This is a genomic window from Mesorhizobium sp. M1B.F.Ca.ET.045.04.1.1 (assembly GCF_003952465.1).
Classification (GTDB): Bacteria; Pseudomonadota; Alphaproteobacteria; order Rhizobiales; family Rhizobiaceae; genus Mesorhizobium; species Mesorhizobium shonense.
This window is the reverse complement of sequence record NZ_CP034448.1, coordinates 3,215,864-3,228,900: the sequence shown is the minus strand read 5'-3', so window position 1 is coordinate 3,228,900 and position 13,037 is coordinate 3,215,864. Positions and strand designations below refer to the sequence as shown.

At 59.8% G+C, this 13,037-nt stretch carries 13 protein-coding genes; 2 read left to right on the top strand and 11 right to left on the bottom strand.

The window, feature by feature from the left end; all coding sequences use genetic code 11:
* Positions 1 to 150: 150 nt before the first annotated feature.
* The 10 genes from EJ071_RS39040 to EJ071_RS15605 form a co-directional block, all read right to left on the bottom strand.
* Positions 151 to 441: a hypothetical protein gene (locus EJ071_RS39040; protein ID WP_210211923.1), complete on the bottom strand. Its 291-nt coding sequence runs from the start codon at positions 439 to 441 to the stop codon at positions 151 to 153.
* Positions 442 to 645: 204 nt separating this feature from the next.
* Positions 646 to 1,680 (bottom strand): glycine betaine/L-proline ABC transporter substrate-binding protein ProX, encoded by a 1,035-nt coding sequence (gene proX, locus EJ071_RS15645; RefSeq protein ID WP_126098648.1) that lies wholly within the window; start codon positions 1,678 to 1,680, stop codon positions 646 to 648.
* 160 nt (positions 1,681 to 1,840) lie between these two features.
* A complete protein-coding gene (locus tag EJ071_RS15640) occupies positions 1,841 to 2,779 on the bottom strand; it encodes a proline/glycine betaine ABC transporter permease (protein WP_126098647.1) in 939 nt (312 codons plus the stop codon).
* The gene (locus EJ071_RS15635) at positions 2,772 to 3,914 is read right to left on the bottom strand and encodes a betaine/proline/choline family ABC transporter ATP-binding protein (protein WP_126098646.1); all 1,143 of its coding nucleotides are present in this window, start codon (positions 3,912 to 3,914) and stop codon (positions 2,772 to 2,774) included. The genes EJ071_RS15640 and EJ071_RS15635 overlap by 8 nt, the downstream gene beginning before the upstream one ends.
* Positions 3,915 to 4,185: 271 nt before the next feature.
* Positions 4,186 to 4,500, bottom strand: a complete 315-nt coding sequence (locus tag EJ071_RS15630) for an NIPSNAP family protein (RefSeq protein WP_126098645.1) — start codon at positions 4,498 to 4,500, stop codon at positions 4,186 to 4,188.
* On the bottom strand, positions 4,497 to 5,306 hold the full coding sequence (locus EJ071_RS15625) for an alpha/beta fold hydrolase (protein WP_126102604.1): 810 nt from the start codon (positions 5,304 to 5,306) through the stop codon (positions 4,497 to 4,499). The genes EJ071_RS15630 and EJ071_RS15625 overlap by 4 nt, the downstream gene beginning before the upstream one ends.
* Before the next feature lies 1 nt (position 5,307).
* Complete coding sequence (locus tag EJ071_RS15620; RefSeq protein ID WP_126098644.1) at positions 5,308 to 6,387, bottom strand: LLM class flavin-dependent oxidoreductase; 1,080 nt, start codon at positions 6,385 to 6,387, stop codon at positions 5,308 to 5,310.
* A gap of 41 nt (positions 6,388 to 6,428) precedes the next feature.
* A complete protein-coding gene (locus EJ071_RS15615) occupies positions 6,429 to 7,940 on the bottom strand; it encodes an aldehyde dehydrogenase (protein WP_126098643.1) in 1,512 nt (503 codons plus the stop codon).
* Positions 7,941 to 7,960: 20 nt separating this feature from the next.
* Positions 7,961 to 8,947 (bottom strand): flavin reductase, encoded by a 987-nt coding sequence (locus EJ071_RS15610; protein WP_126098642.1) that lies wholly within the window; start codon positions 8,945 to 8,947, stop codon positions 7,961 to 7,963.
* A gap of 136 nt (positions 8,948 to 9,083) precedes the next feature.
* Positions 9,084 to 10,898, bottom strand: coding sequence for a helix-turn-helix domain-containing protein (locus EJ071_RS15605; RefSeq protein ID WP_126098641.1), 1,815 nt, complete (start codon positions 10,896 to 10,898; stop codon positions 9,084 to 9,086).
* 165 nt (positions 10,899 to 11,063) lie between these two features.
* Between EJ071_RS15605 and EJ071_RS15600 the strand changes: the two genes are divergently transcribed.
* Both EJ071_RS15600 and EJ071_RS15595 read left to right on the top strand, forming a co-directional pair.
* On the top strand, positions 11,064 to 11,654 hold the full coding sequence (locus EJ071_RS15600; RefSeq protein ID WP_126098640.1) for an amino acid synthesis family protein: 591 nt from the start codon (positions 11,064 to 11,066) through the stop codon (positions 11,652 to 11,654).
* Positions 11,655 to 11,688: 34 nt separating this feature from the next.
* A complete protein-coding gene (locus EJ071_RS15595; protein ID WP_126098639.1) occupies positions 11,689 to 12,057 on the top strand; it encodes a hypothetical protein in 369 nt (122 codons plus the stop codon).
* A 415-nt stretch (positions 12,058 to 12,472) separates the two neighbouring features.
* On the opposite strand, the gene EJ071_RS15590 is transcribed toward EJ071_RS15595, so the two are convergent.
* Positions 12,473 to 12,937, bottom strand: a complete 465-nt coding sequence (locus tag EJ071_RS15590) for a hypothetical protein (protein WP_126098638.1) — start codon at positions 12,935 to 12,937, stop codon at positions 12,473 to 12,475.
* Positions 12,938 to 13,037 lie beyond the last annotated feature (100 nt).

Below are 13,037 nucleotides of genomic sequence, written 5' to 3'. Positions count from 1 at the left end.
GCGGTGTCTCTTTCATCCTACAAAAGGGGTCGATGAACCCGTGTTGACCATAAGGGTGCGAGCGCGGCTGTCTTGGGCCAGAAGCGGATTGGCAGCTTCGAGGCTCGCGCTCGGCTGCGAGGTCCTGAAGGGTTTCTCGCGACGCGACCATCAGACGCCTTCAAAGGCGGCGTCGACGGTCTGCGCCGGGAGCAGCACGCGCCACGGTTCGACGAGCACGGCGTGGCCGGGTTCCGCGCCCAGCGCGTAGTGCTTCGATCGTCGGAGCCGTGCCTTCAGGCGCTCCAGGACATCGTCGGTGACGCCGAGCGCGGCGCGTCGTTTCGCGAGCCACCAGCCGGAAACGGAGGCAAGCGACCGGTTGTCCAGCAGTTCGAAACCTTCGCCGACCTGTTCGGGCTGCTCCGCATTGTAGGGCTTGAGGTAGGCTTTGATCACCATGAAGGCGAGACGGTACTCGTCCGAATGCGGTGCAAACCTGTTGAGGCTCCACGGCTACCTAGCTTGGCTCAAGGGACTCAGTAGCGAAAGCACCGCAGTATGGCAAAATCGAATTGCCCCGGCGGCCTGCGCCACCGGAGCTTCTTTGCGTCGTCAAACCCCGGCGTCGGGTCGGCCTGGCGCGGCTACTTCAGCGAATTGTGATCAGCTTGCAATTTTGGCACGGTCAACCCAGGCATTGAACTGTTCCTGATGGGTTTCGATCCATTCATGCGCCAGCTTTTTGATGTTGCTGTCGCTGCCGCCCTTTTCGCTGATCGTTTGTTCCCAGGTCGACCAGTCGGCCAGCGGGAACGACATTTGCTCTACGAGCTTCTTGACTGCCGGATTGGCTGCAATGAACTCCCGGTTGGCGACGGCGTTCCAGTTCCATGCCGCCATGGCCATGCGGCATGGATCAGCGCCGCCAGCGCAACCGCTGACGCCAGGCACTAGGGCAGACCCCTTGTTAGGGACCGATTCCGGCAAGGCATCGAAGGGCGTCGGCAACCAGACGACATCTTTGCCAGGCACCAGAGCCTTGTTCATCCACGAAGGGCTCCAGGCATAAAAGAATACCGGCTCGCCGCGCTTAACACGGGCGACGGCCTCGACCATCAGCGCCTCGTATTTGCCGCGGACCGAATTAACGCTGCCCTTGAGTCCGAATTTCTCAAGCTGGAAGTCGACGACGTCGCCGCAACTCCAGCCCGGATCGCAATTGATGAGGTCGGCTTTGCCGGTCGTGCCGAAAAGAGCTGCGATCTTCGCATCCTTCATCTGATCGAGCGTGGTGATGTTGTTTGCGTCGGCGGTTTTCTTGTCGATCAGATAGCCATTAATGCCGCCGCCTTGAATTAGGCCACCGCCGACGATCTCCGCCTCCGCCTCGACCTTCTTGTAACCCGGCTCGCGCTGCGGGAAGTTTATATCGGTCGCGATATCGAGATCGCCCTGGGCCGCCGCCTGGAAGAACAAGGTGGTGTTGAGCGTGCTAAGCTTGACGTCGTAACCGAGTTCCTTCATCGCCGCCATGCCGATCTGGGCAACGACATAATTGGCGCCCAGGCTGTCGGACTGGGCGTACCGCACCGTCTTGCCGCTCCCAGGTAGGTCTTCGGCGAAAGCAGTTTGGCCTAGAGAGGCCGCCAGCACCATGCCGGTGACAAAAAGGGAAAAGGTTTTCACGCTGTGCTTCATCGATGTTCTCCTTCTGGATTTTTCTTTGGACTTCACTGAGTTCGAGGTTCGGCTGTAACGCGGGCGCTGCAAGGGATAGGCAAGTGAATTCCTGGCCGGCGGAACGAGCCGCCGGTGTTTGTCGTCATTCCGGTGGTGGTTGCCGCCGGAGCGATTCCGCTCAATGCGTGCGGTTCGCTGCGGATGTTGCGATGGCCTCGTGCGATCGCTCACCCTTGAAAAGATTGAAAAGGTAGCGCAGCACCGACCTGCGCTTGCGGTCGGTCGGCTGGGCAAGCTGCTGGGTGATCCGATCAAGCATCATGGCGAGCAGGACGATGGCGATGCCACCGACGGCGGCGCGACCGACATCGAGACGTCCGAGACCTTGCAGAACCACGAGGCCAAGGCCTTCCGCGCCGATCATGGCGACGACTACGGACATCACCATCGCAGTCAGCACGGTCTGGTTCAGTCCTCCGAGAATGGTGGGGATAGCCAACGGCAGCTGTATTTCCCACAGAAGCTGGCGCTTATCGGCGCCGAAGGCGAGACCTGCTTCGACCATTTCCTGCTCTACCATGCGAATACCCAGATTGGTGAAGCGGATTAGCGGCGGTGCAGCTGCTGTTACGACCGCCACTTCGCCCGGCACTGTGCCCACGCCGAACAGCATGACGACCGGCACGAGGTAAACGAACGTCGGTGTGGTCTGCATAATGTCGAGCACCGGCCGCACCACGCTCCAGACCTTGTCGTTACGAGCACACCAGATGCCGGTCGGCACGCCGATGGCGGTGCAAAACACGATGGCCGTGGTAATCAGCGAAAGCGTTGTCATGGCCTCGGTCCAGACACCGATGGCTGCGATCACGACAAGTGAGATGGCGCTGAACACCGCGATGCCGATGCTGGCAAGCCGATAGGCGGTCAAGAACACCAGAACGACGAAGATCGAAAACGGAATTTCGTGCAGTATGTAATCGTTGAACGACAACAGGTTTTCGACCGGCCACTTGATTGCAAGAAACAGTGGACGGAGGTGGAGCGCGACCCATTGGACGGCGTCTGCAATCCACTGGTCCACCGGAAAGATGGCTAGATCATCGGCATCAAGCATTGTGGCCTCCCATCGAAGCAGGCGCTGGCGATCTCGCCGCCGAGGCGATCCGTCCAAGGATATGTTCGGGTTCAAGCATGCCGAGGAAGCAGCCGTCCTCGTCAATGACGGCCATTGCCTTGCCGCTCTGATACAAGCCAGCGACATCCACGAGCTTGGTGGTGCCGCTCACCGCGACGAAATCACGCGTCAAAAGGCCATCGACCGGCTTGCCAGCCTTTACCTGTTGCAGGGCCGCAGCATCGAGACAGCCGACGATGCGGTTCGACGCGTCGATGGCAAAACTCATGGCCTCGGGATGCTCGGCATCGCCGACGATCCGCGCCGAACCATCGCCTGACACCGTCGAACCGGTGCGCATCACCGACCGTGCGTCAAACAATCGCGACCGGTCGACTTCGCGCGTGAAGGCGGCGACATAATCGCTGCTTGGTTCGAGCACGATCGATTGCGGTGTTCCCTCGCGCACCAATTCGCCTTCGGACATAATGGCGATGCGCGTTCCGAGTTTCAGCGCCTCCTGGAAGTCATGAGTGATGAAGAGGATGGTCTTCTTCAGCGTGTGCTGCAGCCGCAGCAACTCATCCTGCATCTCGGTCCTGATCAGCGGGTCAAGGGCGCTGAAGGCTTCGTCCATTATGAGGACGTCGGCATCGGTCGCCAGGGCCCGCGCCAAGCCGACACGCTGGCGCATGCCGCCGGAGAGTTCATGCGGGCGATGATAGGCCCATTTGGCGAGACCGACGATCGCCAGCACCTCTTCAGCGCGCCTGCGTCGCTGCGCGGCGGAAACGCCACGCAACTTCAGGCCGAATTCGGCATTTTCGATCACCGATTTGTTTGGCAACAAGGCAAAATGCTGGAAGACCATGGAGATGCGCGTGCGCCGCAATTCGCGAAGCGCGTCCTCGCGTAGCGGCACGATGTCGATATCGTCGAGCAGGATCTTGCCTGCCGTTGGTTCGTTCAGCCTGTTGATGCAACGCGCCAGCGTCGATTTGCCGGACCCCGAAAGGCCCATGACCATGTAGATGGCGCCCGAGGGAACGGAAAGCGAGACGTTGTTCAGACCGACGACGGCGTCGGTCTCCGCAAGGACACGCGCCTTATCCGCGCCGGTGGCGAGCAGCGTCATGGCTCTGGTGGGTGAAGGGGCGAAAATCTTATACAGATTCTCTACTCTCAATCGCTCTGTCACCAATGGCTCCCATGTTTCAACGATACGGATGTTCCCGATCCGCAATTTTTTGACGAGGATCAATTAAGGGGCATGTCAGCGAGATCGTCTTCCGCGAACACGGAGGATTTTTGCCCCTCCCCTTCCTCCGATCCGAGGTGCGTTAATGGCAGTTCAACTCCACCGTGCGCGGTTGGCTTCAAGGTTTTGCCTTACCCTCCCCTTGGTCCTATTGGAGTGGCGAAAAATCGGTCGGCAGAAGGATACGGTTTTCCGCGCTTTCGATCAGCGCCGTCAGTTTCGGAATGAAGGCCCGCCAGCGCGCATCTTCCGACAACGTGCGCCGGCGCGCCACGCGATCGGCGAAATCGGCATATCGCCAAAGATGGACCACCTGGTTCAGCTGCCCGACCTCGGTGACGAAATAGCCGATCAGTCCGCCGAGAATCGGTTCCTGGATTGCCAGCCCCTCCTCGCGCACAAGCTTCAGATATTCGGAGGTTTTGCCCGATCTTATGCGATAGATACGCTCTTCAACGATCATTTCACGGTCTCCGGCACGGTCAAAAAATCCGCCATCATCGATGCGACGAGATCGGGTGCTTCCGTCAGGATTGAATGCCGCAGCCCCGGAAGGACGCGGAGCTCGGAGCCTGGGATGCGCTCATGCATATATCTTGCCATGCGCGGATTGGAGCCGGCATCCTCCTCGCCGGTTGCAATCAACGTCGGGCAGCGAATCTGGTCGAGAAAACCGCCGAAGTCGGTCTCGGCGAGAACCCGGTAGGCGGAAGCGTAACAGTCGGGATCGTTCTGAGAATTTCGCTGCCTAAGCGTTGCGATCAGATCGGGATTCTTCTTCTGGAAATCCTCAGTCAGCCAACGCGACAGGGATGCGTCATAGTGCGATCCCGGTTCGCCGCTGCGAAGAGCGGCGAGGCGGGCGAGAACGCGCTCCCGCTCCTCGGGCGTGCGTCCCGCGACCGTCGAGAGGAGAATCAGGCGCTGAATGCGCGGAAGATGCGTCAGTGCCAACCGCTGTGCGATCAACCCGCCAAGCGAAAAACCGGCCAGATGGAAACGGTCGAAGCCGACACTGTCCGCCAACGCAAGTGTTTCGGCAACGAAATCGTCGATCTCGTAGCGGCCTTTGACGCGCGACGAGTTTCCGTGACCCCGTAGGTCGAACGTCAGGATGGTGAACCGATGCTTCAACCGCTCGACGACCCCGCTCCAGGCTTCAAGGTAGGAACCGACACCGTGGATGAGCACCAGCGGCACTGCCCCATTGCCGTCAACCCTATAGTTCAGGACCACATCTCCGACCGTATGACGCTGCGTATCAGTCATCCTAATACCCTGCCGCGGCCAGTTGCTGGGTTTCGCGCTCGCGTTGCGCAAAGAAGGGCATGACCTCGTCTGTGAACAGGCGAAGCGTCTTCTTCTGCAGTTCGAAGGGCAAGTTGAAGCTGAGGCCGAGACAATATTGATCGACGCCAGCTGCTTCGTAGTCGAGCAGCTTCTCGATCACTTCGTCGGGCGTTCCGAACATCAGGTTCTTGCGGATATTTTCCGGGTTGTAGTTGTCGCGGCCCTTAACGCTTTCGAAGGGCACGGCCTCCGGGAAACCGTTCTTCACGGTGCCAATGTTCTGCATCAGGTTTTCGAAATAGCGACCATAGTTCATGCTGTGCTCGACGGCGAGATGCCAGTCATCGACCTTGTCATAGACGCAAGTGCGCCGCTGCATCATGAATTTTGGGCGTTTCACCTCGGGATGATCGGCGACCGCCTTGTTGAACTTGCTGGCGAGCACGCCGATTTCCGCCGCCGGAAGCGAGAGCGGCGTGGAGAGGATGTTGGCGCCGATGCCGAGCGCCCAGTCGAAGGTGCCGGGATCGCGGGCGGCGACCCAGATGCGAGGACCTCCCTTCTGCAGCGGCTTCGGCACCGAGGTCGCTCGCGGAAAATTCCAGTACTGGCCCTCATGCGCATAATCACCGGCCCAAAGCTTCTGGACCGCTGGCACCAGTTCCTTCATGTAGCCCACGCCCTCCTGCTGCTGGACGCCCGGCGCCATTCGGTCGAACTCGTACTGATAGGCGCCGCGGGCGATGCCGAATTCCAGGCGCCCGTTCGTAAGGTGATCGCACAGTGCGGCTTCGCCAGCGAGACGGATTGGATTCCAATAGGCGGCGGCAAGCGTCGCCGTTCCCAGGCGGATACGGCTCGTATGCTGGGATAGCCACGTGAGGATCTGAAACGGATTGGGTGATATCGTGCACTCGATTGTGTGGTGCTCCGGCGTCCAGATCGTCTCAAACCCGCCGGCGTCCGCGATTTTGGCAAGTTGCAGCAGATTGTCCATTACGGCCGTCATCGAGGTTTCTGGCGAGAAACGCTCCATGCCCAATGAGACGGCAAATTTCATTTCAATCTCCCTTGGATGGTCTGCCCCAGTGTTTCTGACGGTCAGCGCAGTCGAATGACAAAGGGATCCTGCATGGCGCCGGAATAGTCGATGACGACATTTTTTGCCCTGGAGAACTCGCGCATGACGTCGAAACCGCCACGCCTGCCGTAACCACTTTCCTTGAAGCCGCCATTTGCGGACATGTAGGCTGCTGACCGGTAGGTGTTGATCCAAACGGTACCTGCATCGATCCGGTTGGCGAAGCGCATCGCCCGGTCGATATTCTGGGTCCATATCCCGGACGCGAGGCCGTAGCGTGTGTCGTTGGCGAGTTCGATCATGTCTTCTTCCGAGGAAAAGGGCATGACACCAACGACCGGTCCGAAAAGCTCATCGCGCATGAAGGACATATCGTTCTTGGCGTCGATCATGACGGTCGGCTCGAAATACCAGCCGCGGGCGAGTTCTTCCGCCTGAGGACGCTTGCCGCCTGACGCGATCCGTGCCCCTTCCTTGACGCCCGAAGCAACGTAGGACTCGACTTTCGTCAGCTGCGCCGACAGCGCCAGCGGGCCGATATCCGTCTTGTCCTCCAATGGGTGGCCGACGGTTATGCGGTTGGTGCGTTCCACCAACGCTTCGATGAAGCGGTCGTAGACGCTGGCCTCCACGAAGCAGCGCGAGCCGGCGACGCAGGTCTGGCCCGCAGCTGCGAAGACGCCCGAAACGACCCCATTAACGGCCTTTTCGATATCAACGTCGGAAAAGATCACGTGGGGAGATTTGCCGCCGAGTTCCATCTGGCACTGCGCAAGGTTGGTCGCCGCGTTAGCAGCAATTTTACGGCCGGTATCCGTGCTGCCGGTGAAGACGTATTTTGCGATGCCCTTTTGCCGCGTCAGCGCGTCGCCGGTTACCGCACCCGTTCCCGAGACGACGTTGACAACGCCGGCCGGAAACCCCGCTTCCATGATTAGCTCGGCCAAGGCCAGCGTCGAGGCGGTCGCGTGCTCGGAAGGCTTGATGACGATGGTGTTGCCAATCGCCAAACAGGGAGCGAGCGTTCCTGTCAACATCATCAGCGGCGAGTTCCAGGGTGTGATCATGCCGACGACGCCGATCGGTTCGCGCATGTTGAAGTTGAGCTGGTCCAGCTTGTTGACCGGGATCGTATCGCCCTGCAGTTTGTCAGCCATGCCGGCAAAGTAAGTGTAAGAGTCCGGGATCGAGCGCATCTGCGCCCGCATTTCCTTGATCAGCTTTCCATTGTCGCGTGTTTCGATCAGCGCCAGGTCGTCGGCATTGGCAAGAACCAGATCGGCCAGATTGCGCACCAGCTTTCCGCGATCGGTCTGCGTCATACGTCGCCAGGCAGGATTGACGAATGCCTTTTGCGCCGCCTCAACCGCCAGTCGCACATCGTTGGCGTCGGCTTCCGCAAACTGATACCAGGCCTCCGCGGTGGTCGGGTCGAAACTGTCCAGGTAGCGACCGGATGTCGGTTCGACAAACCGGCCGTCGACAAAGAGGTTGAGGCGCATTCCCTCGAGCGATTTCACCGTCGTCTTCATCGTCGCTTCCTGATTTCGGGTTAGTCTTGAATGGCCTGATGCCACGAGCGGGCCTCGCCCTCGATCATTGCGAGTCGCCCGCCGTCGCCGGAATCCATGTAGATGCCAAAGCGTTCCTGCTTGCGCTCGCGGACATAGCGGCGGAGCATCGCCCGCAATTCCCGGGTCGGGATGAGGTCATAAGGCAGCTTGTCAATGGCAAAGAACCGCAGGTCTTCCGGCAGGTCGCGCCCTTGTCCGCCATCGGCAAGTCGGGCGCGATAGATCAAATAACCGGGGTCGCAGTCAGCAACATCGAAGATCGAGTAAAGAAAGGTGTTGTCTGACAGCAGCTTGAGGGATTTGCCGTCGTCGAGCGGCAGTTCGCTGCCGGCCTTACGGCGTTTGGCCGTTGGCAGAGCCCAGCCACCGCTTCCATCCGCTCGCAGCAGAATCTCGCCGCTGGCTTCGATCAGATAACCGATGATCATGTTGTGCGAGGCCAGCCAGCCGGACGGCAGCGGATCCTTGACGCTGGCATATCGGCCGCGGCAAAAGCCGAGCGGCGCCGAAGGGCTCGTGCCGAAAGCCTGCACCTGGCCGATCAGGACGACATGATCGCCTGCATCGACCCTGTTGTAGGTCGTGCAGTCGAACCAGGTAAGGCTGTCCGTCAGGATTGGAGCGCCGGTATGAACTCGGTCGTGATTGACGGAGTGGAACTTATCGGGGGATTTCGAGGCGAAGGTCGCCGAGATGTCGACCTGTCCCTCATGTAGCAGGTTGACGGCAAAGGAATCCGCCATCGTAAAAGCAGCGAAGCTTGACGCCGATTTTGCGACGCAGACCAGCAGCAGCGGCGGATCGAGCGAAACCGAGGTGAAGGAATTGGCCGTCATGCCGCGCGGATCGCCGTCCGTGTCCCGCGTCGTGATGACGGTGACGCCGGTGACAAAGGTTCCGAAAGCCCGACGCAACGCGATTGGGTCGATAGGCGTCGGATTCTTTGCGGTTCCCGTGGTCAACATGGGATCAGCGCCTCCTGTTGGTTGTCAGTTGAAGGCTAACCGCAAGAGGAGCGACCTTCTTCCTTCACTCAGCTGGAAGAGCGCGGGAAATATTGCTGCTGTTTGCGGTAAGAGACGGGGGGGCCGATCCGAAAGGTCAGGTCGATTGATCTTCCGCCGAAGAACGACCTTCCGTGACACCATGCAGGTGAATGGCCAATTCGATGGCAAAGCGTCGCTCTGGCGTCTCGACATCGATGCCGAACATTTCCTGGATTCGCGACAGGCGATAGCGCAGCGTGGTTACGTGCAGGCCCATCGCATCGGCGCAGGCGCCACTGCGGCAGCCCTCCCTCAGATAAGTCGACAGCGTTTTCAGATAGGGCGTGCCATGCTGGCGGTCATGGGCGGCGATGGCGCCGACGCTTTCCTGAACGAAAGCGCGTACGTCGTCGACGCCCGCGGCCGCTACGAGCATCGGCAACGGCCCAAAATCCTGCCCGGACAGCGCACCGGTGCGACCGAACGAACGGGCGATGGCAATCATGCGGCTGCAGCGATCCCAAGCCAACGGATAATCCGTCAGGGTGGCGCAGGCGTTGCTGGCGATGACGATCGGTTCTTCGTCAAAATATTGGCCAAGATCCGCTGCGATGCGCCGCATCAGTTTCGATGTCCGCTCCTGTTTCCAGACGTCGTCATAGGGAATGAGGCACACCAGCCCGCCATCGATGGCCACGACGCACGCGGGAACGGAAGCTTGCTGCATGATACGAGCGAGACTGTGATGCAGATCGACGGACGTTCCGCCAAGATTCTTCGCGCTCTCGGGAAAGTCGACCACGACGATTTGCTGAGTCGTCATGAAATTGATGCCGAGCCGCTGGGCTCGCTGCTGGACATCTGCCGCGTCGCGCCAACGCCGCTCCACCACCTCGAAGAAAAGCTCGGTCTGTGTGCGGGTTTCGAAACGGAATCGGATGAAACTGCGCATCATTTGGACGCTGAGCGCGAACTTGGCGCTGTCAAGCAGCAACTGGTCCAGATCGCTGAAGGCACGCGACGTGGAAAAGATGATCAATGCCCCGACAAGTTGGCGGTCGACCGTCAAGGGCTCGATGCGGGCGGCGAGATTGAGCCGGGAGCTGCCGTCATCGAGAAAAAGCGTCGCCCCGCTGTTGCCGCCCCGCTCAATTGTATCGCGTGCTGCCTTTCCCAGTTGTCGGCTCAGCGGACCGGCCGCTGCTGATTGCCAAGCGGCATCATCGAACTGCACCTCGCTTGGCGAGCGGCCGGCGATAATCTGGTTCGCAGTAAAATCGACGACGACGACCGGATTGGGCAGCAGGCTGCCGACCATCGCCGACAATGAAGAAACTGAGCCGTCTGCAAGCACGTGTTCAAGTAGGGAGGTGTGCGCCTTGAGCGCCTTTTGCAACCTGTCTCCGGCCTGCCGTTCGGCTTCCAGCCGCTGCTCCCTCTCGATCGCGATGGCGCCGAGATGGACGATCATACCCAGAAACGCCAAATCCTCTTCCGGAACCTCCATGATATCTCGCGACACAACGCTCAGCACCATTGGCCGGCCCTCGAAGTCGCTGCAGTTCATAGGCATGACGAGGACGGTACGGTAATCTCGCTCGAAAGCTTCGCGGCGATAACCTGGAAACTCCGCGGATTCGCGCACGTCGCGGATATAGACTGGCTCGTTCCGCTTCAAGGCGATCAGCGAGGGGCTCGTCGCCAGTTCCCAACGGTCAGGGAGCGTTCGCTCGATCAACGTCGGATCATAGCGAACCATCACATGGGCATAACCATGAGCGGCATCGATCGACATGATCGAACCGAGCGTCCAGTTTGCATGGCGGCAGGCGGCGAAAACCAAGTGCTTCAGGATCATGACAAGATCGCCGCCGGAATTGATCTCACTCGCGACATCTTTGAGAACCGAGATTTGCGCCTTCCTGTCCACAATCGCTCCCTGCGCCACGACCCGCTGAGTTAGGCATGCGCGGGAGCTGAATTCTACATCGTTTCGAAGTGCCGGCCTTTCTGTTTTTCCTCCTTAACGAAGGAAGACATTCACCGTCGTTGCTCATTAGGTTGCGCCACAATCCAGCGAACAGATGAGGAATCCATGGATCTCGGAGTGAGAAAGTTCTGCACATTCATCGAGGAAGTATTCGTCGAGGGTGGCAAGAAAGCCGACCAACCGATCTCCATGGTGGTGGTCGCAGCCGTGTTGAAGAACCCGTGGGCCGGTCAAGGATTCGTTGAAAATTTGCGCCCAGAGATCCTCCGGTTGGCGCCGGGTCTTGGCGCCGAAATGACCAAGCGATTGGTGGCGCTCTTGTCGGCGGATAAGGTCGAGGCTTACGGCAAGGCGGCTTCGGTCGGCATCAATGGCGAGATCGAACATGCATCGGCGCTGATCCATACCTTGCGGTTCGGCAATATGTTCCGCACGGCGGTAAACGGCACGACCTATCTGAGCTTCACGAATACCCGCAACGGGCCAGGCGCCCTTCTTTCCCTGCCGATGACCCACAAGAGCGAAACCGGCAAACGCTCCCACTTCCTGACGGCCAACTTCCAGGTTCCGGACGCACCCGGTGCGGATGAGGTGCTGATCGCCATTGGCGCCTGTGATGGCGGGCGGGCGCATCCACGTATCGCCGACAGGTTCCAGGACATGGCGGAAATGGAAGCTGAGGGGCAGGCACGCTGAGCTTCGTCTTTCGTGGCAATCCCGGGGCGCCGAAATGACCTTCCTCTATGATGCCGATGCCGAACGCGGCGCCGAGTGGGCAGCGCTCTTTGCCGAACGTGCTCCCGAAATCGCCTTCCACTATTGCGCGGACGCGGTCGACCCGCGTTCGGTGAAGTATCTTGGCGTCTGGCATCCGCCCACAGACATAAGCGCGAAGTACCCGAACCTTGAGGTGCTGTTTTCGCTGGGAGCTGGGGTCGACCAGTTCGATTTCGACGCCTTGCCGGCCGGGTTGCCCGTCGTGCGGATGATCGAGCCGGGCATTTCCGACGCGATGGCAGAATACGTCACGCTGGCAGTACTGGCATTGCATCGTGATCTCCTCGCCTATCGTGTGCAGCAGGCGGGCGGCGTCTCGTAGACCGCCACCGTGGATATTGAGGTAAGACAAGCCGCAAAAAAAAGGGAGGCGCACCGCCGTGCCGCTACGCACGGGTCCCAGACTGCCTTAGCCGCATGACAACCGAGCGAATTGGCGCGCGCCGGAACCCAACCGCGCGATTTCTTCGGCAGGGGCAACGACCCTCCACGGCGTTCGGAGCGGCTCCCGTCCTCTAGGGATGACGCGCAAACCACAGCCTGGCGAACCTTTTGGCGAACCAGTCAATAAATCATTGATAAATAACGATAATGATGGGCACTGAGGGACCCGAACCCAACCAAGAACAGGCGCCAGGGTTCGCTGGGTCCTTAATTCGCGCCAGATGTATACATACCTTATGCGTCCGCTCTCGACCCTCCTGACATACTTAAGCATCACGTCGTTCGTCCCACGCCTATTCCCTGGCATGAGTGAAAAGGCGGATTGCCGGCCATTGGGCGATTACTTGCCGAAGTTTACCGAAAAGCTTTCCATCTTGTTTGGTCGCGGCCCGCACCTGAACAGCAACCCAGCCGGCTTTCATGGTCGCGCCGACATGACAATGGCAAACAATGGCGTGCAATTGCCAGTCCGATAGCTCGAAGAAGCGTCTGGCTTCGCCGTAGGTTTCATTCCTCAGTCCCTGCGCGCGCAACATCGGATCGGCGAAAGCAATGCTCAGCGGAGATTCAAGACCTTGCGCCTTGTCACGTACATCGAGGCGCATGTATTCGGTGCCGGGGAGTGCTCTGAGGCATCGGTCGGGAAACCGCTCGAGAAGCGCTGCCCAATGTTCCAGTCGCTGGCTTCGCGTCATCACCGAGCAGGCTGCATCGACTTCCGCGACCGCGTGCAGCTCTTCGAGTGTTTGGTGTTTCATGGCCATCTTCCTGTTCGCGGGCTGCTCTGCCTGCTGCAAAGCGCGCGACAGGTCGGAATAGCCCAGCCGTCCCTATGGCGCTCGAACATTCATTCGGCGG

What these genes read in the sequence shown, in the direction of transcription:
- EJ071_RS39040 (WP_210211923.1), bottom strand. Translation starts at nt 441, where the DNA reads ATGGTGATCAAAGCCTACCTCAAGCCCTACAATGCGGAGCAGCCCGAA.
- proX (WP_126098648.1), bottom strand. Translation starts at nt 1,680, where the DNA reads ATGAAGCACAGCGTGAAAACCTTTTCCCTTTTTGTCACCGGCATGGTG.
- EJ071_RS15640 (WP_126098647.1), bottom strand. Translation starts at nt 2,779, where the DNA reads ATGCTTGATGCCGATGATCTAGCCATCTTTCCGGTGGACCAGTGGATT.
- EJ071_RS15635 (WP_126098646.1), bottom strand. Translation starts at nt 3,914, where the DNA reads ATGACGCTGCTCGCCACCGGCGCGGATAAGGCGCGTGTCCTTGCGGAG.
- EJ071_RS15630 (WP_126098645.1), bottom strand. Translation starts at nt 4,500, where the DNA reads ATGATCGTTGAAGAGCGTATCTATCGCATAAGATCGGGCAAAACCTCC.
- EJ071_RS15625 (WP_126102604.1), bottom strand. Translation starts at nt 5,306, where the DNA reads ATGACTGATACGCAGCGTCATACGGTCGGAGATGTGGTCCTGAACTAT.
- EJ071_RS15620 (WP_126098644.1), bottom strand. Translation starts at nt 6,387, where the DNA reads ATGAAATTTGCCGTCTCATTGGGCATGGAGCGTTTCTCGCCAGAAACC.
- EJ071_RS15615 (WP_126098643.1), bottom strand. Translation starts at nt 7,940, where the DNA reads ATGAAGACGACGGTGAAATCGCTCGAGGGAATGCGCCTCAACCTCTTT.
- EJ071_RS15610 (WP_126098642.1), bottom strand. Translation starts at nt 8,947, where the DNA reads ATGTTGACCACGGGAACCGCAAAGAATCCGACGCCTATCGACCCAATC.
- EJ071_RS15600 (WP_126098640.1), top strand. Translation starts at nt 11,064, where the DNA reads ATGGATCTCGGAGTGAGAAAGTTCTGCACATTCATCGAGGAAGTATTC.
- EJ071_RS15595 (WP_126098639.1), top strand. Translation starts at nt 11,689, where the DNA reads ATGACCTTCCTCTATGATGCCGATGCCGAACGCGGCGCCGAGTGGGCA.
- EJ071_RS15590 (WP_126098638.1), bottom strand. Translation starts at nt 12,937, where the DNA reads ATGAAACACCAAACACTCGAAGAGCTGCACGCGGTCGCGGAAGTCGAT.